Annotated in this window: 19 protein-coding genes and 1 riboswitch; of the genes, 17 read left to right on the top strand and 2 right to left on the bottom strand. The window is 40.2% G+C overall.

What is annotated here, in order from left to right:
- The first annotated feature begins 48 nt into the window (after positions 1-48).
- Both BLE01S_RS14830 and argS read left to right on the top strand, forming a co-directional pair.
- Positions 49-486 (top strand): YwiB family protein, encoded by a 438-nt coding sequence (locus tag BLE01S_RS14830; RefSeq protein ID WP_066143883.1) that lies wholly within the window; start codon positions 49-51, stop codon positions 484-486.
- A complete protein-coding gene (gene argS, locus BLE01S_RS14835; protein ID WP_066143886.1) occupies positions 483-2,153 on the top strand; it encodes an arginine--tRNA ligase in 1,671 nt (556 codons plus the stop codon). Before BLE01S_RS14830 ends, argS begins: the two co-directional genes overlap by 4 nt.
- 285 nt (positions 2,154-2,438) lie before the next feature.
- Here the strand turns inward: argS and cls are convergent, their stop codons facing one another.
- Positions 2,439-3,638 carry a cardiolipin synthase gene (gene cls / locus BLE01S_RS14840; RefSeq protein WP_066143888.1) on the bottom strand — a complete coding sequence of 400 codons (1,200 nt, stop codon included), beginning with the start codon at positions 3,636-3,638 and terminating at the stop codon, positions 2,439-2,441.
- A gap of 172 nt (positions 3,639-3,810) precedes the next feature.
- A riboswitch (cobalamin riboswitch) is annotated at positions 3,811-4,000 on the top strand.
- Between the two features lie 112 nt (positions 4,001-4,112).
- Between cls and BLE01S_RS14845 the strand changes: the two genes are divergently transcribed.
- The 12 genes from BLE01S_RS14845 (at position 4,113) to pyrG (ending at position 21,110) form a co-directional block, all read left to right on the top strand.
- Positions 4,113-5,093: an ABC transporter substrate-binding protein gene (locus tag BLE01S_RS14845; RefSeq protein WP_066143891.1), complete on the top strand. Its 981-nt coding sequence runs from the start codon at positions 4,113-4,115 to the stop codon at positions 5,091-5,093.
- On the top strand, positions 5,056-6,117 hold the full coding sequence (locus tag BLE01S_RS14850) for a FecCD family ABC transporter permease (protein WP_066143896.1): 1,062 nt from the start codon (positions 5,056-5,058) through the stop codon (positions 6,115-6,117). Before BLE01S_RS14845 ends, BLE01S_RS14850 begins: the two co-directional genes overlap by 38 nt.
- A 3-nt stretch (positions 6,118-6,120) precedes the next feature.
- Positions 6,121-7,344, top strand: a complete 1,224-nt coding sequence (locus BLE01S_RS14855; RefSeq protein WP_066143898.1) for an ABC transporter ATP-binding protein — start codon at positions 6,121-6,123, stop codon at positions 7,342-7,344.
- Positions 7,345-7,505: 161 nt separating this feature from the next.
- Positions 7,506-9,611, top strand: a complete 2,106-nt coding sequence (locus BLE01S_RS14860; protein ID WP_066143902.1) for a (Fe-S)-binding protein — start codon at positions 7,506-7,508, stop codon at positions 9,609-9,611.
- Positions 9,612-9,718: 107 nt separating this feature from the next.
- Complete coding sequence (locus BLE01S_RS14865; protein ID WP_066143905.1) at positions 9,719-10,906, top strand: acetyl-CoA C-acetyltransferase; 1,188 nt, start codon at positions 9,719-9,721, stop codon at positions 10,904-10,906.
- A gap of 15 nt (positions 10,907-10,921) precedes the next feature.
- Entirely contained in the window at positions 10,922-11,773 is an 852-nt protein-coding gene (locus BLE01S_RS14870) for a 3-hydroxybutyryl-CoA dehydrogenase (protein WP_066143907.1), read from the top strand.
- A 37-nt stretch (positions 11,774-11,810) separates the two neighbouring features.
- Positions 11,811-12,950, top strand: coding sequence for an acyl-CoA dehydrogenase (locus BLE01S_RS14875; RefSeq protein ID WP_066143911.1), 1,140 nt, complete (start codon positions 11,811-11,813; stop codon positions 12,948-12,950).
- 49 nt (positions 12,951-12,999) lie between these two features.
- Positions 13,000-14,136 (top strand): acyl-CoA dehydrogenase, encoded by a 1,137-nt coding sequence (locus tag BLE01S_RS14880; RefSeq protein WP_066143913.1) that lies wholly within the window; start codon positions 13,000-13,002, stop codon positions 14,134-14,136.
- 27 nt (positions 14,137-14,163) lie between these two features.
- On the top strand, positions 14,164-14,799 hold the full coding sequence (locus BLE01S_RS14885) for a TetR/AcrR family transcriptional regulator (protein WP_174521736.1): 636 nt from the start codon (positions 14,164-14,166) through the stop codon (positions 14,797-14,799).
- Positions 14,800-14,811: 12 nt separating this feature from the next.
- A complete protein-coding gene (icmF, locus tag BLE01S_RS14890) occupies positions 14,812-18,051 on the top strand; it encodes a fused isobutyryl-CoA mutase/GTPase IcmF (protein ID WP_066143916.1) in 3,240 nt (1,079 codons plus the stop codon).
- A 721-nt stretch (positions 18,052-18,772) separates the two neighbouring features.
- Positions 18,773-19,339, top strand: coding sequence for a DNA-directed RNA polymerase subunit delta (rpoE, locus tag BLE01S_RS14900; protein ID WP_369691409.1), 567 nt, complete (start codon positions 18,773-18,775; stop codon positions 19,337-19,339).
- 169 nt (positions 19,340-19,508) lie between these two features.
- Entirely contained in the window at positions 19,509-21,110 is a 1,602-nt protein-coding gene (gene pyrG / locus BLE01S_RS14905) for a CTP synthase (RefSeq protein ID WP_066143928.1), read from the top strand.
- Between the two features lie 114 nt (positions 21,111-21,224).
- On the opposite strand, the gene BLE01S_RS14910 is transcribed toward pyrG, so the two are convergent.
- A complete protein-coding gene (locus BLE01S_RS14910) occupies positions 21,225-21,746 on the bottom strand; it encodes a DUF2529 domain-containing protein (RefSeq protein ID WP_066143932.1) in 522 nt (173 codons plus the stop codon).
- Positions 21,747-21,964: 218 nt separating this feature from the next.
- On the opposite strand from BLE01S_RS14910, the gene BLE01S_RS14915 reads away from it, so the two are divergent.
- The 3 genes from BLE01S_RS14915 (at position 21,965) to murA (ending at position 25,138) form a co-directional block, all read left to right on the top strand.
- Positions 21,965-22,339, top strand: a complete 375-nt coding sequence (locus BLE01S_RS14915) for a response regulator (RefSeq protein WP_066143938.1) — start codon at positions 21,965-21,967, stop codon at positions 22,337-22,339.
- A 382-nt stretch (positions 22,340-22,721) separates the two neighbouring features.
- Complete coding sequence (gene fba, locus BLE01S_RS14920) at positions 22,722-23,585, top strand: class II fructose-1,6-bisphosphate aldolase (RefSeq protein ID WP_066143940.1); 864 nt, start codon at positions 22,722-22,724, stop codon at positions 23,583-23,585.
- A gap of 266 nt (positions 23,586-23,851) precedes the next feature.
- Positions 23,852-25,138 carry a UDP-N-acetylglucosamine 1-carboxyvinyltransferase gene (gene murA, locus BLE01S_RS14925; RefSeq protein ID WP_066143945.1) on the top strand — a complete coding sequence of 429 codons (1,287 nt, stop codon included), beginning with the start codon at positions 23,852-23,854 and terminating at the stop codon, positions 25,136-25,138.
- Positions 25,139-25,255: the final 117 nt, after the last annotated feature.

Below are 25,255 nucleotides of genomic sequence, written 5' to 3' on the forward strand. Positions count from 1 at the left end.
AACGGAAGGCTATAATAAAAGGATTATTTGATAAAAGGAGACGGAGTCATGGATGTTAAAGAGAAGAAAAAAGTGGCGAAAATAAAGCTTGTAACAGTAATCCGTCATCCGGATCAGGAAAATGAAACGTTTGAGCTATGGGTGGAAGGTTCCCTCTTTCGAAAACAAGATCATACTTATCTAACATTTGAAGAAGTCCAAGAAAATGGAAGTGTCAGGACAACCGTAAGAATGGGAGAGGAAGAAGCGCTTATTTTAAGAGGCGGATCGATCAAAATGAGATTACCTTTCATTTTAAATGAAAAACAACCTGGAAGTTATGACGGTGGATATGGTTCACTAGCAGTGACCGTTCATACCCATACATTACAATTTGAACATAATGAAGATCGCGGTCGTTTTATCGTCGACTATGATTTGCTTACAGGTGATCAGCTTGTTGGAGAATATAATTTAGAATTTACATATACGGAGGAGAAGCAATGAACGCAGTTGAAAAAATTCAAAGTGAACTAAAGACAGCTATTCGTGATGCGGCCGTTAATGCCGGATTAGCATCATTGGAAGAGATGCCTGAAGTAATTTTAGAAACACCAAAAGATAAAACGCATGGAGATTATTCAACAAACATGGCGATGCAACTTGCTCGTGTAGCGAAAAAAGCGCCGCGAATGATAGCTGAACAAATTCAAGCAAATATCGATAACTCAAAAGCTTCCATCGAGAAAATTGAAATAGCGGGACCAGGATTTATTAATTTTTACATGAACAATAATTACTTGACGGAGCTTGTACCAGCAATATTACAAGCCGGAGACGATTATGGTCGCTCTAATGCGGGAAATGGTTTAAAAGTGCAAGTCGAATTTGTATCAGCCAATCCAACAGGTGACCTTCACCTTGGGCATGCACGTGGCGCAGCTGTTGGAGATTCCCTTTGCAATGTGTTGGAAAAGGCCGGATATGATGTTTCGCGTGAATACTATATAAATGATGCTGGCAATCAAATTCATAACTTAGCACTTTCTGTTGAAGCACGTTACTATCAAGCATTAGGTCTTGATAAAGAGATGCCTGAGGATGGGTATCACGGGAAAGATATTATTGGTATCGGTGAGAAGTTAGCTAAAGAATTTGGCGATAAATATGTAAATGTCGATGAAAAAGAGCGTTTTGCATTTTTCCGTCGTTATGGCCTTGACTACGAAATGGAAAAGTTAAAGGCAGATCTTGCCCAGTTTCGTGTTCTTTTTGATGTCTGGTATTCAGAAACGTCTTTATACGAGAACGGGAAAATTGATGTAGCATTAGAAATGCTTCGCGAAAAAGGCCATATCTATGAAGAAGAAGGAGCTACATGGTTCCGTTCAACAACATTTGGTGATGACAAAGATCGCGTATTAATTAAAAATGACGGCACATACACATACTTAACACCTGATATCGCGTACCATCAAGATAAAATCGCCCGCGGCTTTGATAAATTAATCAATATTTGGGGAGCAGATCACCATGGCTATATTCCTCGTATGAAAGCAGCAGTTGAGGCACTTGGTTATGAAAGAGATCGTCTTGAAGTAGAAATCATTCAGCTTGTTAATTTATTTAAAGATGGCGAAAGAATGAAAATGAGTAAGCGTACTGGAAAAGCAGTCACGATGCGTGAGCTAATTGAAGAAGTTGGATTAGATGCCGTTCGTTACTTCTTTGCGATGAGAAGTGGGGACACTCATATGGACTTCGACCTTGATCTGGCTGTATCGGAATCAAATGAAAACCCAGTCTATTACTCGCAATATGCACATGCTAGAATTTGTAGCATTCTTCGCTCGGCACAGGAAAAAGGCTTTACAGTCGATGGTCAAGCAGACTTGGCAACATTAGATAGCGAAAAAGCAGTGGAACTGTTGAAAAAGCTTGGAGAGTTCCCACAAGTAGTAGCGGATGCAGCTGAAAAGCGTATCCCGCATCGTGTTACAAACTATATTTTTGAGCTAGCATCCACATTCCACAGTTTCTATAATGCGGAAAAAGTATTGAATGAAGATAATGTAGAGGAAACAAAAGCGAGACTAGCATTAGTTAAAGCAGTGCAAATTACATTAAAGAATGCATTAGCACTCGTCGGAGTATCTGCGCCAGAGAAAATGTAATAAAACGAACGAAAGCCACTATGAATGCAGTGGCTTTTTTCTTTTTTTTAAGCGTTTGGGGATTGAGAAAAGTGAAAATCAACTGTCAGCCGGGCGGTCGAAAGTGGCTATGGCCAGTAATCACGTTGCGACCGCCAGTAAATTGTTCGCTATGGATTGTAAAATCTCTCTGACGGCCAGTAACCTTCGCATGACGGCCGGTAAAAGTCCGACCATGGCCAGTAACAGCAAATAAGGAATCTTTTTGTATGAAGAGAAGGTGTATCCAATCAAAACACGTTTATTTTATAATAATCCTTGAAAAAGAATTCCGATCCATTCTTTTATCCGCACAAAAACTCGCACCTTTTGTAATTCATCCAAAGTTAGCACAGTTGAATGCTCGATATCCTCTGCTAGGGCATTTTCCACATCTGAAATAAACACCTTATCGTATATAAAGCAGTTAATTTCATGATTTAAAAGAATGCTTCTTCTGTCAAAGTTTGCTGTACCAATATCACAAATATTTCCGTCAATCACAATTACTTTTGCGTGGAAAAATCCTTTTTGAAACTGATAAACGTTACCTCCCCCAGCAAGCACTTTTCTTAAATAACGAAAAGACGCTTCTTTCACAATGGGGTGATCTGATTTTTCTGGAACAAGTATAGAGACAGATATACCTCTTGCTTGTGCGATTTCAATTGCAGAAAATAATTTTGCCGGGGGAATAAAGTATGGCGTGCCTATAATGATTTTTTCTTGCGCTTTTTCAATGAGCTGAATCAACTTAGCTTCTGCCTCTATTCCTTCCGATGGGTAAAGGTAATGCTCCATAGTCATTGCTTGATCAGAAAAAGACATTGAATCTATACGAATTTCTTGGTTTGTAGCACGTTTCCAATCTAATAGGAATTCTTGCTGAAGATCTGCAACGCTTTTCCCATCCATTCGAATATGGTAATCGCGCCAAGGTGATAATTCTGGGTCAAGATCAATATATTCTTTGCCAATATTGTATCCACCTAAAAAGCCAATCTTTCCATCGATAATCGTAATTTTTCGATGATTTCTTTTTTGTAAAGTAAAAAAGTAAAAAGGGAAATATGGTCTATGGCAAAAGACAATATCAATACCGATCTCTTTGGCTTCGGCAATCCAATTTTTGGGTACACTTCTGCTTCCAAACCAATCTAGAAGAAGTCGTACCTTTACACCTTTTAGAGCCTGCTCTTTTAATGCTTCAAAAAAGGCATGGCTAAAGCGGTCATTTTTTACGATATAAAAAAGAATGTGAATGGTTTTTTTTGCTTCTCTAAGATCATTAAAATAGCATCTATATAAATCAGCACCGTTTGTGATTAATTGTAATTGACCTTTTCTGAGTGGATAACTTCTTCTTGTCCACTGTTTTTTATGTATATAGCTGCCGAGAGTAAAGTCTATATAGGCCCATATCACAATGAAAACAATCAGTAAGCATATTCCTGTAATCCAGCCCATGTACATCACTCCCCGCTCAATATGTATCTATAGTATTGCCTGAAAGTCTTAAAAAAGATGTGATAAACAAAAAATACATGTATAATGATAGGAGATTTATCATTACATATTTCGGATATCGGTGCTTGTGTATGTTTGGCTATGGTCGTATAGAAGGGAAAAGCTGATTATCAGCCATCCCCACTGTAAGAGTCCACGCTATACACAAATAAAGCTGAAAAGGGAAGTTGGTTTAAGTCCAACGCGGTCCCGCCACTGTAAATGGGAGTGAGCTGTAAAAAAACCACTATACTTATAGTATGGGAAGGAACAGCAAACGATGATCCATGAGCCAGGAGACCTGCCGATGCCATTGTACCAGTGAACCTACGAGGATGGGGAAGGTGGATAAGCAGAGACTTTATTAAGTGCTGTCCGCTATTTTACATCTCCAACGTTGGGGGTGTTTTTTTATTTTAAAAGGAGGAATGTTTTATGAAAAAATTAAATGCGTTACTCGTAGCACTCATGCTTGTTTTTTTAGCAGCGTGTGGAACAGATACGGAGCCAAAATCGAATGAAAAGAATAATGAATCGGTATCTGAACAAAACAAGGAATCAGCAGAAGAAAGTTTCTCTGTAACGATTAAAGATGCATCAGATAAGGACGTAGTAATAGAGAAGAAACCAGAAAAAATTGTTTCACTTATACCGAGCAATACGGAAATTGTCTATGCTCTAGGTGATGGGGACGCAGTAGTAGGGGTTTCTGAATCTGATAATTATCCTGAAGAAGTCAATGAGATAGAAAAAGTAGCGGGCATGGAATTAAATATTGAAAAAATCATTTCCTTAAAGCCTGATGTGGTACTTGCTCATGCTTCAACCGTTTCTATGTGGGAATCTGGACTGAAACAACTGGAAGACAGCGGTGTAACTGTGCTCGTTGTTAATGAAGCACATAGCTTTGATGAGGTATACACTTCTATTGAGATGGTTGGAAAGGCAACAGGGCAGAATGAGGAAGCCGAGAAATTATTAGAAGATATGAAATCTAAGTTGGACGAATTAAAAGAAAAAGCGGAGGCTATTTCAGATAAGGATAGAAAATCAGTTTTCGTTGAATTAGGGCCAGAACCAGAAATATATACAACTGGAAATGATACATTTATGAATGAAATGCTCGAAGTAATTCATGCAGACAATGCTGTAACAGAGCAGGGTGACTGGATTGTAATGAACGAAGAAGCAATTATTAAGCTTAACCCAGATGTAATATTAATTACGTACGGCGGATATATTGAAAATGCAAAACAACAAGTATTGGATCGTACCGCTTGGCAGGAAGTAACGGCAATCAAAGATAAACAAGTGTCTGAAGTAAATGAAGACCTCGTTAGCCGTCCTGGACCACGGATTATTGAAGGAGTAGAGGAGCTTGCAAAAGCCATTTACCCGGACGTTTTCGGGAAATAAAAAAGTAATTTCATACGTAGTCGCAAGTGGGTTTTTATTGTTAGCGATGTTTTTAGGAATTTCGATTGGCTCTGTTCGTGTGCCGTTTGCTGATATAGCTGCTATTATCGGCACAAGAGTCCTTCACTTACCTTTGAGTGAGCAAATCGACTCTATGCACACAAACATCGTAATGAATATTCGCTTGCCCCGCGTTTTATTAGCCGGCCTAGTTGGGGCTTCTCTTGCGATGGCAGGAGGAGCTTTCCAAGGGCTGCTTCGTAATCCGCTCGCAGATCCATATACACTTGGCGTATCGTCAGGAGCTTCTGTCGGCGCTGTGTGTGTATTATTCTTTCACATTAGTATACCATTTGCAGGAATATTTACATTGCCTCTTGTCAGTATCATTGCTGCCTTCATTACTATATTCCTCGTATTAATATTTGCCAGAAGTATTGAGCCTTCTATGAAGGTTGAAACAATTATTTTAACGGGCATTATATTTAGTTCCTTTCTAGGTGCATTACTTTCCTTGATGATCGCACTTTCGGGTGAAGAGCTACGGCAAATTATTGGCTGGCTATTAGGAAGTGTATCGATGCGAGGATGGAGTTATATCCGCATCATATTGCCATTCTTTTTAATTGGTGGGCTCATTTTATTATTTAACGCTCGAGAACTAAATGCGATGTCATTTGGTGAAGAACGAGCCAAACATCTCGGAGTAAGTGTGGAGCGCCGTAAACTAGCGGTACTTGCAGCGGGTTCGCTATTGACAGGCGCTGCTGTAGCTGTATCAGGAACGATTGGTTTTGTGGGACTCGTCATTCCTCATTTAGTTCGAATAATATGGGGGCCAGACCATAAACAATTATTACCTTTATCCGTATTAATTGGCGCTGGATTTCTCATCCTAGCTGACTTGACTGCTAGAACAATTATTCAACCGGCTGAATTACCAATCGGTGTCATCACTGCATTAATCGGTGCACCAGCTTTTGCGCTCATTTTGGTAAGAAGACGAATGGAAAGAAGAGGATAAGATATGCTTGATGTAAAAGGAGTTTCGGGAGGGTATCCAGGTAATAGCGTGCTAAATGATGTGTCGTTTTCTGTTAAGGGCGGCGAGTTATTTGGCATACTTGGCCCAAACGGCAGCGGCAAAACGACTTTACTTAAAATGATTAGTGGGTTACTTGCACCACATGATGGAGAGGTGCTTATAAAAAATCGGGCTCTTTCTACATTCTCTGCAAAAGAGTTAGCAAAAAAAGTTGCTGTTTTACCGCAAGTTTCATCGGAGGTTTTCGCCTATACGGTGAAAGAAACGGTTTCTCTTGGCCGTTATGCACATCAAAGTGGCTGGTTTCATTCCCGGCATCATGATGATGAAGTATTAATCGAAGAGGCAATGGAGACAACTGGGGTAGCAAAGTTTCAGCATAAGCTTTTGCATGAACTTTCGGGAGGAGAGCGCCAACGAGTTTTCCTCGCCCAAGCCCTTGCACAGCAACCAGAGATTCTTTTATTGGATGAACCGACAAATCATTTGGACCTCGCATATCAGAAAGATCTCTTAGACCAATTAAAAAATTGGACACGAGAGAGGGGAATAGCTGTTGTCTCGATTTTTCATGATTTGAACTTAGCGGGGTTATATTGTGATAGACTCCTACTTTTGAATGAAGGGGAAGTCGAATTACTAGGCAAGCCTCCATTCGTTTTACAAGAAAGTAGCATCCGTCAAGTCTATCAAACAAAAGTGGTAAAACAATTTCATCCTCATGTTCCTCAACCGCAAATGCTATTGGTACCTGAAACGAAGCAAATCGACGAAAGCATAAGATTAGGTGAACTTTTTTTAAAGCGGACAGAGGCAAGTGTAGAATATCATTCCCCTGTCGCGTTAAAAATGATGGCTACTCAAGTTGGGATTGGATGGCATCGCTCTGTTATCGCTACGAATGTATTAGAGCATAAACAAAATGAAGCGATTTGTTTTTATATGGAGGAATCCATTCATAAGTTAAGAACTGGAACCTTGGAGGAAGATAGATGCTCTGCTTTCATTGTTACCAATTCTGAATTAACTTGGATTTTTGTGGATGGCTATCTTTCTGATGGAGCATTTATTGATATAATGACAAAAATAGCCGCAACAAAGGGAGCTATTAACTTAGTTATTGCCGCTACCCAAATTGGAAAATTAATAAATATCGATACCTTTACAGAAAAAATAATTACATATCTTCGCTATGAAGGAAGTTAACCAAATACTAATACCCTATGCAAGTCACTACTACGGTGGCTTGTATTTTTTCTACCTCATTTAAAAATCACTTGACTGAACGTTCATTCATTATATAATGATAGTAATAACATTCAGAATATAAACATAGTCTTGGGCAAAAGAAGGGAGTGCTTTACAAGATGAATATATTGCTTTGGGTGAACTGGCTTGCGTTTCTAGATGTAACCGCTTACGCGATTTTTTTATTCGTTTATGTTGTAAAAACCCGTATTACCTTTATTAAGCTAGGCAAAAAGGAAGCATTCGATCAAGACGTGAAAGCTCGTCTAAAAAAAATCGGCATTAATGTGTTTGGGCAGAAAAAACTACTTAAAGATAAAAAAAGTGGCATTATTCATGTCATGTTCTTTTACGGATTTATCCTCGTGCAATTTGGGGCAATTGATTATATTTGGAAAGGGCTTGCCCCGGGATCCCACCTGCCACTTGGTCCGCTCTATTCAGGATTTAAATTTTTCCAAGAGATTGTCACGCTTGTCATTCTCGTGGCTGTTATATGGGCCTTTTATCGGCGTTATGTAGAAAAGCTTGTGCGTTTAAAACGAGGGTTTTATGCAGGGCTTGTTTTGTTATTTATCGGTGGTTTAATGTTGACGGTTCTCTTGGGAAATGGGATGGCGCTGATTTGGCATAGCGAGCCTTCTTCATGGACTGAGCCGGTTGCTTCTGGGATTGCTGCAGCATTTAGTTGGCTGAGCCCAAGTACAGCGTCCGCCATTTTCTATGTAGCTTGGTGGATTCATCTCTTATTGCTATTAAGCTTTCTTGTGTATGTACCTCAGTCTAAACACGCGCACTTAATCGCGGGACCCGCGAATGCCTACTTGGAGCCGCTTGATGGAGGAAAGAAATTAAAAGCAATTGATTTTGAAGACGAATCTCAAGAAACATTTGGGGTCGGGAAAATAGATGAATTTACTGATCTTCAATTATTGGATCTATATGCATGTGTAGAATGTGGAAGATGTACGAATATGTGCCCGGCAACAGGTACAGGAAAGATGCTTTCACCAATGGATCTCATGATTAAGTTACGTGATCATTTAACCAATCACGGTGCTGCAGTAACGCAAAAACAGCCTTGGGTTCCAACTTATGCATTTGCAAACACGAAAGCAAATCAACTAGCGAAAGCAAGTGGCAGTGAAGGAGCAGTTGAAGCCGCTGCATCATTAGAATATCATCCGAGCATGATTGGCGAGGTAATCACAGAAGAGGAAATATGGGCATGTACGACATGTCGAAATTGTGAAGATCAGTGCCCAGTAATGAATAAGCATGTGAGTCAAATTATTGATATGCGTCGCTATCTTGTATTGACGGAAGGGAAGATCGATTCAGATGCCCAACGGGCGATGCAAAACATTGAGCGTCAAGGCAATCCATGGGGATTGAATCGTAAGGAAAAGGAGAACTGGCGTGATGCTAGGGAAGATGTCCATGTACCAACGGTAAAGGAATTAAAAAAAGCGGGCGAGGAATTCGACTATCTATTTTGGGTTGGGTCGATGGGAGCATTTGATAACCGTAGCCAAAAAATCGCCTTATCTTTTGCTAAGCTTCTTAATGAAGCTGACGTGAAGTTTGCGATCCTCGGTAACAAAGAAAAAAACTCTGGTGATACACCGCGTCGCTTAGGAAACGAATTTTTATTTCAGGAGTTAGCGACAGCAAATATCGCTGAATTCGAGAAAAACAATGTGAAAAAAATCGTGACGATCGATCCACATGCATATAATATATTTAAAAATGAATATCCTGATTTCGGTCTAGAAATTGAAGTTTTCCATCACACGGAGTTGCTCGATCAGCTAGTGAAGGCAGGCCGATTAAAGCCGCAGTATGCTGTAGATGAAAAGATTACCTTTCATGATTCCTGCTATCTTGGCCGCTACAATGATGTGTACGATCCACCTCGAGAAATTCTTTCAGCTATTGAAGGTGTGACGCTTATTGAAATGGAACGCAATCGAGAAACTGGCATGTGCTGTGGCGCTGGAGGGGGATTGATGTGGATGGAAGAAGATACTGGGCAGCGCGTGAACGTCGCGCGAACAGAGCAAGCTTTGGCTGTCGAGCCATCTGTCATAAGTTCAGGATGCCCATACTGTCTGACCATGCTCTCTGATGGAACAAAGGCAAAAGAAGTAGAAGAAACGGTTAAGACATATGATGTGGCTGAACTGCTTGAGAAAGCTGTGTGTGGCGATCAAGAGTCAGCGTAAATAACAAGGCGTTGCCCAATCGTGGCGCGCCTAAATCTTCACTGCTAATTGAGCGAGCGTTCAGTCAAACAAAGTCAAATTTACTGTGCTAAGGAGGAATGATCGAGATGGGAAAAACGGTAATCATTGATGGGGCACGCACACCTTTTGGCAAGTTTGGAGGCGGACTTAGCTTCTTCACAGCGGCCCAACTTGGTGGGATAGCAGTAAAGGAGGCGCTACAGCGGGCGGAGGTAGCACCGGAAGAAGTACAGGAAGTGATTCTTGGTACCGTTCTGCAAGGTGGTCAAGGTCAGCTTCCTTCTACGCAGGCTGCACGTGAGGCGGGTATCCCTTGGGGAGTTAAGACAGAAACGATTAATAAAGTATGTGCATCAGGAATGAGGGCTGTTACATTAGCAGATCAGATTATTCGTGCGGGTGATGAAGAAATAATTGTTGCAGGTGGAATGGAATCGATGTCGAACGCCCCATATTTGCTGCCAAAAGCGCGGTGGGGCTACAAAATGGGAGACGCAGCGGTGATCGATTTATTAACACAGGACGGGTTAACTTGTTCTTTTTCCGGCGTCCATATGGGTACGTATGGAAATGCAACTGCAAGAGAATACGAGATTACAAGGGAAGAACAAGATATTTGGGCGTTGCGGAGCCATACACTTGCAGTGGAGGCAATCGAAAATGGAAAGTTAGCTGAAGAGATCGTAGCAGTAGAAGTGCCACAGAGAAAAGGAGAGCCGATTTTAATTAAGAAAGACGAAGCTCCTAGAAAAGATACAACGATTGAAAAATTATCTACCCTTCCATCTGTTTTTGACAAAGATGGAACGATTACGGCAGGAAATGCGCCAGGAGTGAATGATGGGGCAGCGGCATTGGTATTGATGAATGAACAGCGGGCTAAGCAAGAGGGGAAGGTGCCACTTGCATATATACATGGCCATGCAGAAATTGCTGTAGAAGCAAAAGATTTTCCTCGGACACCAGGACTTGTCATTAATAAACTCCTGAAAAAAACCGGAAAGACAATAGACGAAGTGGATCTTTTTGAAATTAATGAGGCGTTTGCTGCAGTAGCACTTACAAGCAATAAAATTGCCGATCTTCATCCTAATAAAGTGAATGTTAATGGTGGTGCGGTTGCGCTTGGGCATCCAATCGGAGCAAGCGGAACAAGAATTATTTTGACGCTTGTATATGAGTTAAAGCGGCGAGGTGGGGGTCTGGGAATTGCCTCTATCTGTTCTGGCGGAGGTCAAGGGGACGCCATCCTAATAGAAGTTCCTAAACAATAGACTAGGAGGGATTGTATGGATGTTAAAACAGTAATGGTAGTTGGCGCTGGACAAATGGGATCAGGCATTGCTCAAGTATGTGCGCAAGCTGGCTATGAAGTGTATTTGCATGATTTGGATGAAGAATTGGTGAACAAAGGATTTGAAAGAATTTCTAAAAGTCTTAGCCGTCAAGTAGAAAAAGGGAGGATGACGGAAGGAGAAAAAACACTTGTCTTTGATCACTTGTTTAAATCTACGGATTTGCAACATGCTCAGTATGCAGATGTCGTCATTGAGGCTGCGATTGAAAATATGGATATGAAAAAGAATATTTTTGCGGAGTTAGACAAATACGCACCTGAACATGCAATTTTAGCAACGAATACTTCCTCTCTACCAATTACTGAAATTGCTGCGGCAACAGCACGCCCAGAAAAAGTAATTGGCATGCATTTTATGAATCCGGTTCCCGCTATGAAGCTCGTTGAAATTATTCGTGGACTTGCCACAGCGGAAGATGTATATAAGGAAATTGAGGCAATGGCTGTAAATCTTCATAAAACTCCAGTGGAAGTCAATGACTTTCCCGGTTTTGTTTCTAATCGAATATTAATGCCAATGATTAATGAGGCCGCTTACACATTATATGAAGGTGTTGCTACAAAGGAATCAGTTGATAGAGTACTGAAACTCGGTATGAATCATCCGATGGGACCGCTTGAGCTAGCTGATTTCATTGGACTTGATACATGCTTATACATTATGGAAACATTGCATGAAGGATTTGGTGACGATAAATATCGACCATGCCCACTATTAAGAAAGTATGTAAAAGCAGGTTGGCTCGGTAAAAAAAGCGGGCGAGGTTTCTATTTGTATGACTGAATAGGTAAGCGATGTCGGACTTTTTAGGAGGACAACGATGAATTTTCAGTTAACAGAAGAACAGCTAATGATGCGAAAGATGGTGCGGGATTTTGCGAAAAAAGAAATAACACCTTTCATTAATCGTATGGAAGCAGGTGAGTTTCCTAGAGAGATTTTAAAGAAAATGGCCGCTTTAGGGTTAATGGGCATTCCTATTCCGAAAAAATATGCTGGGGCGGAAATGGACTTTATGTCTTATGTTATTGCTATTCAGGAGCTTTCCAAGGCAAGTGCGACGATCGGAGTCATTTTGTCTGTGCATACATCAGTTGGGACGAATCCGATATTATATTTTGGAACGGAAGAACAGAAGCAAAAATATGTAACAAAACTAGCGAGTGGGGAATATTTGGGTGCCTTTTGCCTGACGGAACCGGGAGCAGGGTCAGATGCAGCAAATTTAAAAACACGAGCAGTTAGAACAGGAGAATATTTTGTTCTTAATGGCACGAAAGCTTTTATTACGAATGGTGGGGAAGCGGATGTTTATATTGTATTCGCAGTGACAGACCCTACAAAAGGTCAACGTGGTATCTCTGCATTTATCGTGGAAAAAACAATACCTGGATTAGTAATCGGAAAAGACGAGCGGAAAATGGGGCTGTGCGGTTCGAAAACGGTGCAGCTAACATTTGAAAATATGAAAATACCTGTAGAAAATTTATTAGGGGTAGAAGGAGAGGGCTTTAAGATTGCACTTGCTAATTTGAATGTTGGTCGTATTGGCATTGCTGCACAAGCATTAGGAATTGCTGAAGCGGCATACGAAGCCGCAGCAAATTATGCAAGGGAGCGAAAGCAATTTGGCAAAGCGATTGCTAAGCAACAAGGGATTGGATTTAAACTGGCAGATATGGCTACTGCGGTAGAAGCTGCAAAATTGCTTATATATCAAGCATCCGATTTGTGGGCGCGTGGGATCCCGTGTGCCCAGCAAACATCGATTGCCAAACTCTTCGCTTCAAAAACAGCGGTAGAAGTAGCGACGGAGGCTATTCAAGTGTTCGGCGGATATGGGTACATAAAAGAGTACCCAGTTGAACGCTATTTTCGCGACGCAAAAATCACAGAAATATACGAAGGCACAAGCGAAATCCAGCGAATCGTTATTACTAAAAATCTTCTAAAAAAATAAAGGGATAAGTTAAAACATACCTTTTCCCATAGCAGGGAGGATACGCAAAATGAATTTTAAGTTAAGTGAAGAGCATGAAATGATTAGGAAAATGGTTCGCGACTTTGCGGAAAAGGAAGTGGCGCCAACAGCGGCAGAACGAGATGAAGAAGAACGCTTTGATATGGAGCTATTTAAAAAGATGGCTGAACTTGGCCTAACGGGTGTTCCTTGGCCAGAAGAATATGGTGGGATTGGCTGTGATTATTTAGCGTACTGTATCGCAGTGGAGGAGTTATCTCGCGTATGTGCATCCACTGGGGTGACTCTATCTGCCCATACGTCACTAGCAAGTTGGCCTGTTTTTAAATTTGGGACGGAAGAACAAAAGCAAAAATATTTAAGACCAATGGCTGAAGGGACAAAGGTAGGTGCTTATGGATTAACGGAGCCCGCGTCAGGATCAGATGCGGGTGGGATGAAAACATCCGCGCGACTTGATAATGAGAACTATATCTTAAATGGGTCAAAAATATTTATAACAAATGGTGGTATCGCAGATATTTATATTGTTTTTGCTTTGGCCGATCCAAACGACAAGCAGAGTACAACTGCTTTTATTATTGAAAAGGAATTCGAAGGATTTTCCGTCGGGAAAAAGGAAAGAAAACTAGGAATCCGATCTTCACCGACAACGGAAATCATTTTTGAAGATTGTAAAGTCCCGCTGGTAAATATGCTTGGAAAGGTGGGAGAAGGTTTTAAAATCGCTATGATGACCCTAGATGGTGGCAGAAATGGAATCGCTGCTCAAGCAGTTGGTATTGCACAAGGGGCGCTCGATGCCGCAGTTGTTTATGCCAAAGGGCGAAAACAATTTGGTAAGCCAATTGTTGATAATCAAGGAATCTCCTTCAAGCTTGCTGACATGGCAACTAGTATAGAAGCTTCTCGTCTTCTCACATACCAAGCTGCATGGCTCGAATCGGCTGGTCTTCCATATGGAAAGGAATCAGCCATGTCTAAATTAATGGCCGGTGATACTGCTATGAAAGTGACAACCGAGGCAGTGCAAGTTTTCGGAGGTTACGGCTACACGAAGGACTATCCAGTAGAACGATATATGCGCGATGCGAAAATTACTCAAATTTATGAAGGCACACAAGAAATTCAAAGACTTGTTATTTCACGAATGCTGACCCAGTAGGTAAAACAGGAAAGTAGGTGGAAAATCGTGGAGATGAAAAGAGAAATTCCTGCCACGGTCAAAGATCAGGCGCTTATAAAAAAACGGCGTAACCAAATGATCCGAGGTGCAGTATCCCTTTTCAAACAAAAAGGTTTTCATCGGACAACGACGAGAGAAATAGCAAAAGCATCTGGTTTCAGCATTGGCACATTATATGAATATATTAGGACGAAAGAAGATGTGCTCTATTTAGTATGCGATAGTATTTATGATGAAGTCAGTGAACGCCTTAACACGATGGAACTTGGTCAGGGAACCATTGCTAGTCTCAAAATAGCAATTGATCATTATTTTAAAGTGATGGATGATATGCGGGATGAAGTACTTATCATGTATCAAGAAGCCAAGGCTTTATCAAATGAAGCATTACCCTATGTGTTAAAAAAAGAACTTGAAATGGTTCAAATGTTTGAACGCCTGATCAAACGGTGTGTGGAACATGATGGGCTAGATTTTAGTAAGGAACATCAATACTTGCTTGCTCAAAACATATTCGTACAAGGACAAATGTGGGGGTTTCGTCGCTGGGCTTTGAAAAAAACATTTACCATTGATGATTATATTTATCTGCAAACTGATTTGCTTTTGGCAGGAATGGAAGGCTATCAGTCTCAAGCCTAAAGGGGGAGAAGGATGAGTACTGTAGAAATTTACAAACCACTTCATCATATTCGTTTCATTACAGCATCTAGTTTATTTGATGGACATGATGCATCGATCAATATTATGCGCAGAATTTTACAAGCAAGTGGTGCGGAAGTGATTCACTTGGGTCATAACCGCTCCGTTGAGGAAATAGTGAACGCAGCCATTCAAGAAGATGTGCAAGGTATTGCCATTTCTTCCTATCAAGGTGGACATGTGGAATTCTTTAAATATATGTATGACTTGCTAGCTGAAAGAAATGCATCACATATTCGCATATATGGTGGCGGCGGTGGTGTAATTATTCCACGAGAGATAAAGGAATTGCATGAGTATGGGATTGCTAGAATATTTTCATCCCATGATGGACGCAAACAGGGTCTTCAAGGAATGATCAATTGGATGCTCAAGGAATGCGATGTGCCAGCAAGTCCATTGACAGACGAAATGGAGAGACTTTCCAAAGGCGACCTGCAAGCTGTGGCAAAATTAATTTCCTTCGTTGAGCGCCGGATAGAATCAGAAAAAGAATCTGAGCTTATTTTAACGCTGAAAAAAATCGCTAGAACAGTGCCAGTATTAGGTATTACAGGCACAGGAGGGGCTGGAAAAAGCTCATTAACAGATGAACTCATACGCAGATGTATCAATGAAATGCCGGAGAAAAAGATTGCTATATTGTCTGTAGACCCGACAAAACAAAAAACGGGTGGTGCCCTCTTAGGAGACCGGATCCGGATGAATGCCATTTTTTCGCCGCAAGTGTACATGAGAAGTCTAGCAACGCGAGGATCAAGAAGCGAGTTATCACTTGCGATTAAAGATGCGATACAAATTGTAAAAGCCGCAGGGTTCGATTTAATCATCGTAGAAACGAGTGGAATTGGGCAGGGAGACGCAGAAGTCACTGAAATTAGCGATATAAGCATGTATGTGATGACAAGTGAGTTTGGAGCACCGTCACAGCTTGAGAAAATTGACATGATAGATTATGCAGATGTAATCGTAATGAATAAATTTGAACGAAAGGGCTCTGAGGATGCGAGGAACCAAGTACGCAAGCAATACCAGCGAAGTCATTTGCTATTTGAAGCGGCGCTTGAAGATATGCCTGTTTATGGCACAATTGCAAGTCAGTTCAATGATCCAGGAACGAATGCACTCTACGCAGCACTTATTGAAATATTGAATGAAAAAACAGGTGAGAATTGGCCTGTTTCTGTTATGGAAAAGGAACGGGTGAAAAAACAAAATGTGATTATCCCAAATAGTCGACAGCATTATTTGCGAGAAATTGCAGATAGTGTTCGTCGTTATCATAAAGAAACAGAGGAACAAGTTCAGGTGGCTCGAAGGATATTTCAACTTGAAGGCGCATTGATTATTGCTAAAGAAACGGATGCCTCTATAGTAGATGAGCTACAATCGATGAAAGATAAAATCGAGGAAAAGCTTACATTTACTTCGAAAAAAGTGCTTGCTGAATGGAATGCCACGAAGGAAAAATATGCAGGTAAGCGCTTTGTGACAAAAGTTCGCGATCACGAAGTGTTGACCGAGCTGACTTCATTGAGTCTTTCTGGTATTGCAATTTCCAAAGTAGCACTGCCAAAATACGAAGATTATGGAGAAATTTTAAAATGGATTTATAAAGAGAATGTACCAGGCTCCTTCCCATATACCGCAGGAGTCTTTCCTTTTAAACGCCAAGGGGAGGATCCGAAACGCCAATTTGCCGGTGAAGGGACACCTGACCGAACAAATCGTCGCTTTCATTACCTATCTAAAGATGATGAGGCGAAGCGGCTGAGCACAGCCTTTGATTCAGTAACTTTATATGGGGAAGATCCTAATCACAGACCTGACATTTATGGGAAAGTCGGAGAAAGCGGTGTGAGTATTTGCACATTAGATGATATGGAGAAGCTCTTCGCTGGATTTGACCTATGTGCTCCATCTACATCTGTCTCCATGACAATTAATGGTCCAGCTCCGATTATTCTAGCAATGTTTCTGAACACGGCAATTGCCCAACAAGAGAGAGTGACAGCAGCAAAATTAGGGAGAAAACTAACTGCGGAAGAATATACAGAAGTAAAGGCACATACGTTAAAAACAGTTCGCGGCACGGTCCAAGCTGATATTTTAAAAGAGGATCAAGGGCAGAATACATGCATTTTCTCGACAGAGTTTGCACTAAGAATGATGGGCGATATTCAGCAGTATTTTATCGATCAACAAATCCGGAATTATTATTCTGTTTCTATTTCGGGCTACCATATTGCAGAGGCAGGGGCGAATCCTGTTTCCCAACTCGCGTTTACACTCGCCAATGGTTTTACCTATGTTGAGTATTATTTAAGCCGCGGTATGGATATAAATGAGTTTGCGCCAAATCTTTCGTTTTTCTTCTCAAATGGACTTGATCCAGAATATACGGTGATTGGCAGGGTAGCTCGAAGAATTTGGGCAACGACGATGCGCGATAAATACGGGGCGAATGAACGTAGTCAAAAGTTAAAATACCATGTACAAACTTCTGGCAGATCGTTACACGCACAAGAAATAAATTTTAATGATATTCGTACAACTCTTCAAGCTTTGATGGCGTTGCAGGATAATTGCAACTCACTCCATACGAATGCGTATGACGAAGCGATAACAACCCCAACAGAAGAATCTGTAAGACGAGCGATGGCGATTCAGATGATCATTATGAAAGAACAAGGCTTGTTAAAAAATGAAAATCCATTACAAGGATCATTCATTATTGAAGAGCTGACTGATCTAGTAGAAGAGGCTGTTTTACAAGAATTTGAACGGCTGGATGATCGTGGTGGTGTGTTAGGTTCAATGGAAAGCCAATATCAACGGGGGAAAATTCAAGAAGAATCGATGCATTATGAAATGCTCAAGCATTCTGGAAAGCTTCCAATTGTTGGAGTGAATACCTATTTGAATCAGAACCCGCCATCTGAGGAAAGCATGGATCATATTGAACTTGCTCGGGCAACAAAAGAGGAAAAGGATACACAGATAGATAATTTGCAGAAATTTCACAAACAGCACAAAGATCAAGTGGACAATGCATTACAGCAATTAAAGGAAACTGCAGTGAGCGGTGGAAATATTTTTGAAGAGTTGATGGAAACAACGAAAACCGCAAGTCTTGGTCAGATTACGCATTCGCTGTACGAAGTAGGTGGGCAATATCGCCGCAATATGTAAATGAAAGTACTTTTTTCTTCTTTCTGAGTTTACGCTTTTTTAATACATTGTATGTAGCCGAAACTATATCTTTTTTAGGTGTTGTATATTCCTAGTGGAAAATTTCCGCAGTGCAGTTTACAATGAAACAAAAGCGTGAAGACAGGAAGTGGACAAATGAAAATAATGCTTGTATTAATAAGCAGTTTTTTCGTGATCGCTGCTAGCCTTTTCTTATACCAGAAATCGCTCGGTTCTATCCCATTCTTACTGATTTCTTTTATGCTTTTTTATTTAGTACCCCGAAAACCCTCTAAATCTAACACCAAAACTGGTGAAAATGTGACTGAAAAAGCTTGCTCAGAAGAAATCAAATAATAAATGGCGGTAAACAGTAGCATAAATGAAACTAATTTGTTTATAATGTTGAAGATGGTTTTTAATAAGTAAGGGCCTATGCGAAAAGAGAGTATAATTTTTTATTGCTTTAATGCTCTGTCTAGCTCCAGCACCCGACGACTAGCAAACTTCAGAATTCTTCCTACGATAAGTCAACATCGGCTCGCCTTTCAGGCTTACCGTGTTTCCTATATCTCGTACGAAAGAATAAGGTTTCTCGACTAAAACCGCCACGTCCTGTGGCAACGTCGACGCACCCACTTCCTGCGGGCGCAGTTTGTACGTCGTTAAACGGGCGCTTATGCTTTTCTTAACGCCTTTTGATTATAAAGAATGAAGGGATGTGCGATTTTTGAAATTGCCGCAGCTGTCCAAAGAACAACGTAGTGAAATGTCTTTTATTGAAGTAGCAAAGTATATTTTTGATGAAAAAAGAGAAGCAATGCCATTTAATGAGTTAGTCGCTGAGATTGGGAAATTACTAGAACTTCCGGAGAAACAACTTCGTCAACGGATGCTCCAATTTTATACGGACATTAATATTGATGGCCAATTTATTTCGCTAGGAGAAAATCGCTGGGGATTACGTGATTGGTATCCGTTTGATCAAATCGAAGAAGAGATAATCATTCCCGTGAAGCCGAAGAAGAAAAAGGCGAAAAAAGCGGCAATTGTTGAAGATGATGATTTGGAATTAGACGATGAAGATTATGATCTTGAAGAAGACGATCTTGATGATGAGGATGAAGAGGAAGAAGATGAAAGCTTGGAGGCTTTACGTGAAGCGGAAGCCGAAGATGATGATTTAGTAGATGACGAATTCGAGATTGAAGAAGATGAAGTCGAAGAACTAGACATTGATGAAGAAGATGAAGAAGATGAGGAAGACGAAGAAGAGGAAGAGAAATAATCCCTCTTGACTTCCGTTCCATGAGTATGTAATATTTTATTTGGGCTCCTTGAAAAAGGACAAAGAAATAATATGCCACGCTCCCTTACATTTGGGAGCTTTTTTTATTTTTTTTATAGATTAGTACAGAATAAGGAAACATGGTTAATGCATGAAGGAGGAAGAAAATTTGTCAAAATATATTTTCGTAACAGGTGGAGTTGTATCATCACTCGGTAAAGGTATTACAGCTGCTTCATTAGGGCGCTTGCTGAAAAACCGTGGTTTAAGTGTAACGATTCAAAAATTCGATCCATATATTAACGTGGATCCAGGTACAATGAGTCCCTACCAACATGGTGAAGTTTTTGTAACAGATGATGGCGCTGAGACAGACTTAGACCTTGGTCATTATGAACGTTTTATCGACATTAATTTAAATAAATACAGCAATGTAACAACTGGAAAAGTTTACTCAGAAGTTCTTAAGAAAGAACGACGTGGTGATTATAACGGCGGAACAGTACAAGTTATCCCGCATATTACGAATGAAATCAAAGACCGGATTTACCGCGCTGCTGAAAAAACGCAAGCAGATGTCGTTATCACTGAAATAGGTGGAACAGTAGGGGATATCGAGTCACTTCCATTTTTAGAAGCGATTCGCCAAATGAAAAATGATGTTGGCCGTGACAACGTCATGTATATTCACTGTACACTCATCCCTTATTTGAAGGCTGCTGGCGAAATGAAAACAAAACCGACTCAGCATAGCGTAAAAGAGCTTCGCAGTTTAGGAATTCAACCAAATGTCATTGTTGTACGTACGGAAATGCCAGTTTCTCAAGATATGAAAGATAAAATTGCTTTATTTTGTGACATTGATAAAAATGCAGTCATTGAAGCTGGTGATGCAAGCACATTATATTCGATTCCTCTTTCATTACAGGATCAAAAGCTCGATCAAATTGTTTGTGAACATTTGAAATTAGATTGTGTTGAAGCAGATATGACTGAGTGGATTCAACTTGTTGAAAAAGTGCAAGGACTGACAAAAACAGTGAAAATTGCTTTAGTTGGAAAATATGTAGAGCTTCAAGATGCATATATTTCAGTCGTCGAAGCGTTGAAGCATGCAGGTTACTCTTTTGATTCTGATATTGAAGTCAAATGGTTGAATGCAGAACTTATTACAGAGGAAAATGTAGCAGAAGAGCTTGCTGATGTGGATGGCGTTCTTGTTCCAGGCGGATTTGGTGACAGAGGCGTCGATGGAAAAATAGCGGCTATTAAATATGCGCGAGAAAACAAAGTTCCTTTCTTCGGCATTTGTTTAGGTATGCAGCTTGCATCTGTGGAATATGCTCGAAATGTCGCTGGTCTTGAAACAGCACATTCTTCTGAGATCAACCCTGCAACAGAGTTTCCGATTATCGACCTATTGCCAGATCAAGAAGGTGTAGAAGAATTAGGCGGTACCCTTCGACTTGGCTTATATCCATGTAAGCTTGAGGAAGGTACGAAAGCATATGAGGCTTATAAAGTAGATTCAATTGAGGAACGTCATCGTCATCGCTACGAATTCAACAATCAATATCGCGAACAAATGGAGAAAGCTGGATTTATTTTCTCAGGAACAAGCCCAGATGGACGCTTTGTAGAGATTGTAGAGATTGCGGATCATCCGTGGTTTGTTGCGTGTCAATTTCACCCAGAATTTACATCACGCCCAACACGTCCACAACCATTATTCAACAGCTTTGTGGAAGCAGCATTAAATTCGAAAGCGTAAAGAAAAGCAGAAGTTTGGCTTCCCAGATAAGTAACTTTCAAAGAAACTTATAATTTTTTACGGATGTGAAAAGGACCAACTCCTCTTTTGGGAGTTGGTCCTTCTTTTTAATTATCACTCATATTCTTCTAAAATTTCCTCGAGTGTAAACTTTAATGCAAAATAAATATATAAAGCTGTCATAGAGGAAGGAAATCCGATCCGACTTCCGTCTTCGGTAGGAAGTAATGGTCTGAGTAAATGTGTGTTAATATGTACATCGGAGAGTTCGGCTAATCGTGATACTTCATCACTTTTCTCTCCGGAAACAACGACGAAAGGTACTCCTTTTTCTACAAGTGTCTCTCCAAGTTTTACCGCTTCATCATCCGTTGAGAACCTCGTGAATATAACAACCCTATCTGCTGGCGATAACGAGGTATCAGCCTCTAATCGCATCGCGTGTTTTAACGGTTCAGCACCATGCAACGCTTCATAAGATACACTTTCCATTTCGCGAAAACCTTTTATATAAATATAGCCATCTCCAACAGGAGCTTGTGCCAATAACCTAGCTCCATCCTCCATTTGAAACTGCTCTTTGTCGAAAACGCGTTTAAATAATCCAGTTAACTGTGTAGTAAACATTTTTAACATATGAATGCTCCTTTTTAATCCGATATAATCATTATACTTCTTGCTTCGTTTGAAAAAAAGAGATACCCATTTCAGGCTTGTTAAAAAAGATCGTCACTCAATTAAAGGAAATTTGATTAAATATGTGGAATGTATACTAAGAGATAGGACTATAAAATATAAATTTCGGCTAGAAAGGGTAGAATTTTTTAAAATGTAATATGTAGAGGGGGAAAACGATGTCCGAGAAAATTTTAGTTGTCGATGATCAACTAGGTATTCGAATTTTATTAAACGAGATTTTGCAAAAAGAAGGCTATCAAACTTTTCAAGCAGCTAATGGATTGCAAGCGCTCGACATACTCGAAAAACATGCACCAGACCTCGTATTACTTGATATGAAAATTCCGGGTATGGATGGACTGGAAATATTAAAAAGAATGAAAAAAAAGGAACCAGATATTCGAGTAATTATTATGACAGCTTATGGAGAGTTGGAAATGATTGAATCATCAAATAAATTGGGAGCGCTTGCTCACTTCCCGAAACCATTTGATATTGAGGAAATCCGCCAAGCTGTTAAAAAGTATTTACCGGTGAAGACAGATTTATAATAGTATACGTAAACCAACTAAATGAAAAATAAATGTAATCGTTCTATAAAACTACACATTTATTTTTCATTTAATGTGTGGATGTAATGTTTTTTTAAAATAATTTTTATATAAGAATTGCTTAAAAGTGAAAACGTTAACAAGTCTTTGGTTATACATAGTATAATAAGCGCTATTATTTCGACAAAAACTTTTTGTGAATAGTGAATGTATAATTAGTACATTCAGCTCGTTTATTTTTTGAAAAAAACTGACTTACATAATTGGTAATGCTAAGATGAATTTGATATGATAAGTAGGAAAAAGGTCCAAGACCAGAAATGGTGAAGGATATAGCAATGCACACATCTTTGTGCAGTCCATCTCGAAGGAGGAAAAAGTAATGCCTTTAGTTTCTATGACTGAAATGCTGAATAAAGCAAAAGAAGAAAAATATGCAGTTGGTCAGTTTAACTTGAACAACCTTGAGTTCACTCAAGCAATCCTACAAGCGGCGGAAGAAGAAAAATCGCCGGTGATTCTAGGTGTATCTGAAGGTGCTGCACGTTATATGGGCGGCTTCAAATTAGTCGTTAAAATGGTTGAAGCATTGATGGAGGAATATGGTACAACAGTTCCTGTCGCTATTCATCTAGACCACGGATCAAGCTTTGAAGCTTGTGCAAAAGCAATCGATGCTGGATTCACTTCAGTTATGATTGACGGATCTCATTATCCGCTTGACGAAAACATTGAGCTTACGAAGAAAGTAGTCGAACTTGCTCATATCCTTGGTGTTTCTGTTGAGGCCGAACTTGGACGCATTGGCGGACAAGAAGACGATCTATCTGTTGACGAAGCAGATGCTTCTTATGCAATTCCTGAAGAGTGTGATCGTTTAGTTCGAGAAACTGGCGTTGACTGCTTCGCACCTGCATTAGGTTCTGTACACGGTCCATATAAAGGAGAACCAAATCTTGGTTTCGATCGTATGGAAGAAGTAATGAACTTAACAGGGATTCCACTCGTTCTTCACGGTGGGACAGGCATTCCAACAAAAGATATCCAACGCGCTATCTCCCTTGGAACTGCAAAAATTAATGTAAATACAGAAAACCAAATCTCTTCTGCTAAACGTGTTCGTGAAGTGTTGGCAGATTTACCTGAAGAATATGATCCGCGTAAATACCTTGGACCTGCTCGCGATGCGATCAAAGAGACGGTTATTGGGAAAATGCGTGAATTTGGTTCATCTAACAAAGCTTAAACACTGAATATGTAGTTGTGGTAAAGAGTAAACCACTAGAACAGGAACCGTCCTAATAAATTTGGGCGGTTTCCCTTCATTCATTAGATCAAAGTCAAAAATCCTCACATTCATTTATAAAATGATATAAAACCTTACAATAAATTAAATAAACTTTAAGGATGTCTACATGTTTCGAGTGATTTCGTATATAATAATTGGTAAAATGCCATTCCTTTTATAAAAATTGGATTTTTTATCCAAGTGGGCAAGAAAGGAAGTCGAAAATGGAAAAGCTTAATATTGCGGGCGGTTACCCATTAAAAGGGACAATCAAAGTAAGCGGTGCAAAAAATAGTGCAGTTGCTTTGATCCCTGCTACAATCCTGGCTGAGTCTCCTGTAACGATAGAAGGTCTTCCAGATATATCTGATGTTCATACGCTACGTGGACTGCTTGAGGAAATCGGCGGAGATGTTTCTTTTGATAATGGAGAAATGGAAGTTGATCCGAGTAGAATGATCTCCATGCCTCTTCCAAATGGAAAGGTGAAGAAACTTCGTGCTTCCTATTATTTAATGGGTGCGATGCTTGGCCGATTTAAAAAAGCAGTGATTGGTCTGCCAGGAGGCTGCCATTTAGGACCTCGCCCGATTGACCAACATATAAAAGGGTTTGAAGCCCTTGGTGCAAAAGTTACGAATGAACAAGGTGCCATTTATTTACGTGCCGATGAATTACGAGGAGCTCGAATCTATTTAGATGTTGTTAGTGTAGGTGCTACGATTAATATTATGCTCGCGGCTGTTAGAGCAAAAGGTAGAACGATTATTGAGAATGCTGCCAAAGAACCTGAGATTATTGACGTTTCGACACTCCTTACAAATATGGGAGCAAAGATTAAAGGGGCAGGAACAGATGTCATTCGTATTGATGGAGTCGAATCATTAAACGGTTGCCGTCACACGATTATCCCTGACCGAATCGAAGCAGGAACGTTTATGATTTTAGCAGCTGCAGTAGGAGATGGAGTATTAATTGATAACGTTATCCCGCATCATATGGAATCCCTTATTGCAAAGTTAAGAGAGCTTGGTGTCCCTGTTGAAACGGGGGATGAACAAATCTTTATTGCTAAAAGCGAGCGATTAAATACGGTGGATGTGAAAACGCTGGTCTATCCCGGATTTCCAACGGATCTACAGCAACCATTTACAGTACTTTTAACGAAAGCAACAGGCTCTTCTGTTGTTACAGACACGATATATTCAGCCCGCTTTAAGCATATTGACGAGCTCCGAAGAATGAATGCAAACATTAAAGTAGAAGGTAGCACAGCGATTATTAATGGCCCGACACAACTTCAAGGTGCAAAAGTAAAAGCATCTGACTTAAGAGCAGGCGCCGCCCTTGTTATTGCGGGGTTGCTAGCAGAAGGGGTTACAGAAGTAACAGGACTGGAACATATTGATCGTGGTTATAGTGGATTAGTTGATAAATTAAACGGTCTCGGTGCAACAATTTGGCGAGAAAAAATGACCGAAGAAGAAATGGAGCAACTGAAAAGCTCTTAATACTTTTATAAATTGGACAGGCCCCGCTGTAAAGATACACAGGTTTTGAGCTGTATAAGTTGGGGCCCTAATATAAATGTTGTAATTTTTAGTCATTGTAACAAAGCACAAAAATTA

The sequence above is a fragment of the Lederbergia lenta NBRC 16444 genome, from assembly GCF_001591545.1.
GTDB classification, from domain to species: Bacteria; Bacillota; Bacilli; order Bacillales; family Bacillaceae_C; genus Lederbergia; species Lederbergia lenta.

Excerpts from the sequence above, each read along its gene's own strand:
- BLE01S_RS14830 (WP_066143883.1), top strand. The coding sequence starts at position 49 with ATGGATGTTAAAGAGAAGAAAAAAGTGGCGAAAATAAAGCTTGTAACA.
- argS (WP_066143886.1), top strand. The coding sequence starts at position 483 with ATGAACGCAGTTGAAAAAATTCAAAGTGAACTAAAGACAGCTATTCGT.
- cls (WP_066143888.1), bottom strand. The coding sequence starts at position 3,638 with ATGGGCTGGATTACAGGAATATGCTTACTGATTGTTTTCATTGTGATA.
- BLE01S_RS14845 (WP_066143891.1), top strand. The coding sequence starts at position 4,113 with ATGAAAAAATTAAATGCGTTACTCGTAGCACTCATGCTTGTTTTTTTA.
- BLE01S_RS14855 (WP_066143898.1), top strand. The coding sequence starts at position 6,121 with ATGCTTGATGTAAAAGGAGTTTCGGGAGGGTATCCAGGTAATAGCGTG.
- BLE01S_RS14860 (WP_066143902.1), top strand. The coding sequence starts at position 7,506 with ATGAATATATTGCTTTGGGTGAACTGGCTTGCGTTTCTAGATGTAACC.
- BLE01S_RS14865 (WP_066143905.1), top strand. The coding sequence starts at position 9,719 with ATGGGAAAAACGGTAATCATTGATGGGGCACGCACACCTTTTGGCAAG.
- BLE01S_RS14870 (WP_066143907.1), top strand. The coding sequence starts at position 10,922 with ATGGATGTTAAAACAGTAATGGTAGTTGGCGCTGGACAAATGGGATCA.
- BLE01S_RS14875 (WP_066143911.1), top strand. The coding sequence starts at position 11,811 with ATGAATTTTCAGTTAACAGAAGAACAGCTAATGATGCGAAAGATGGTG.
- BLE01S_RS14880 (WP_066143913.1), top strand. The coding sequence starts at position 13,000 with ATGAATTTTAAGTTAAGTGAAGAGCATGAAATGATTAGGAAAATGGTT.
- icmF (WP_066143916.1), top strand. The coding sequence starts at position 14,812 with ATGAGTACTGTAGAAATTTACAAACCACTTCATCATATTCGTTTCATT.
- BLE01S_RS14910 (WP_066143932.1), bottom strand. The coding sequence starts at position 21,746 with ATGTTAAAAATGTTTACTACACAGTTAACTGGATTATTTAAACGCGTT.
- BLE01S_RS14915 (WP_066143938.1), top strand. The coding sequence starts at position 21,965 with ATGTCCGAGAAAATTTTAGTTGTCGATGATCAACTAGGTATTCGAATT.
- fba (WP_066143940.1), top strand. The coding sequence starts at position 22,722 with ATGCCTTTAGTTTCTATGACTGAAATGCTGAATAAAGCAAAAGAAGAA.
- murA (WP_066143945.1), top strand. The coding sequence starts at position 23,852 with ATGGAAAAGCTTAATATTGCGGGCGGTTACCCATTAAAAGGGACAATC.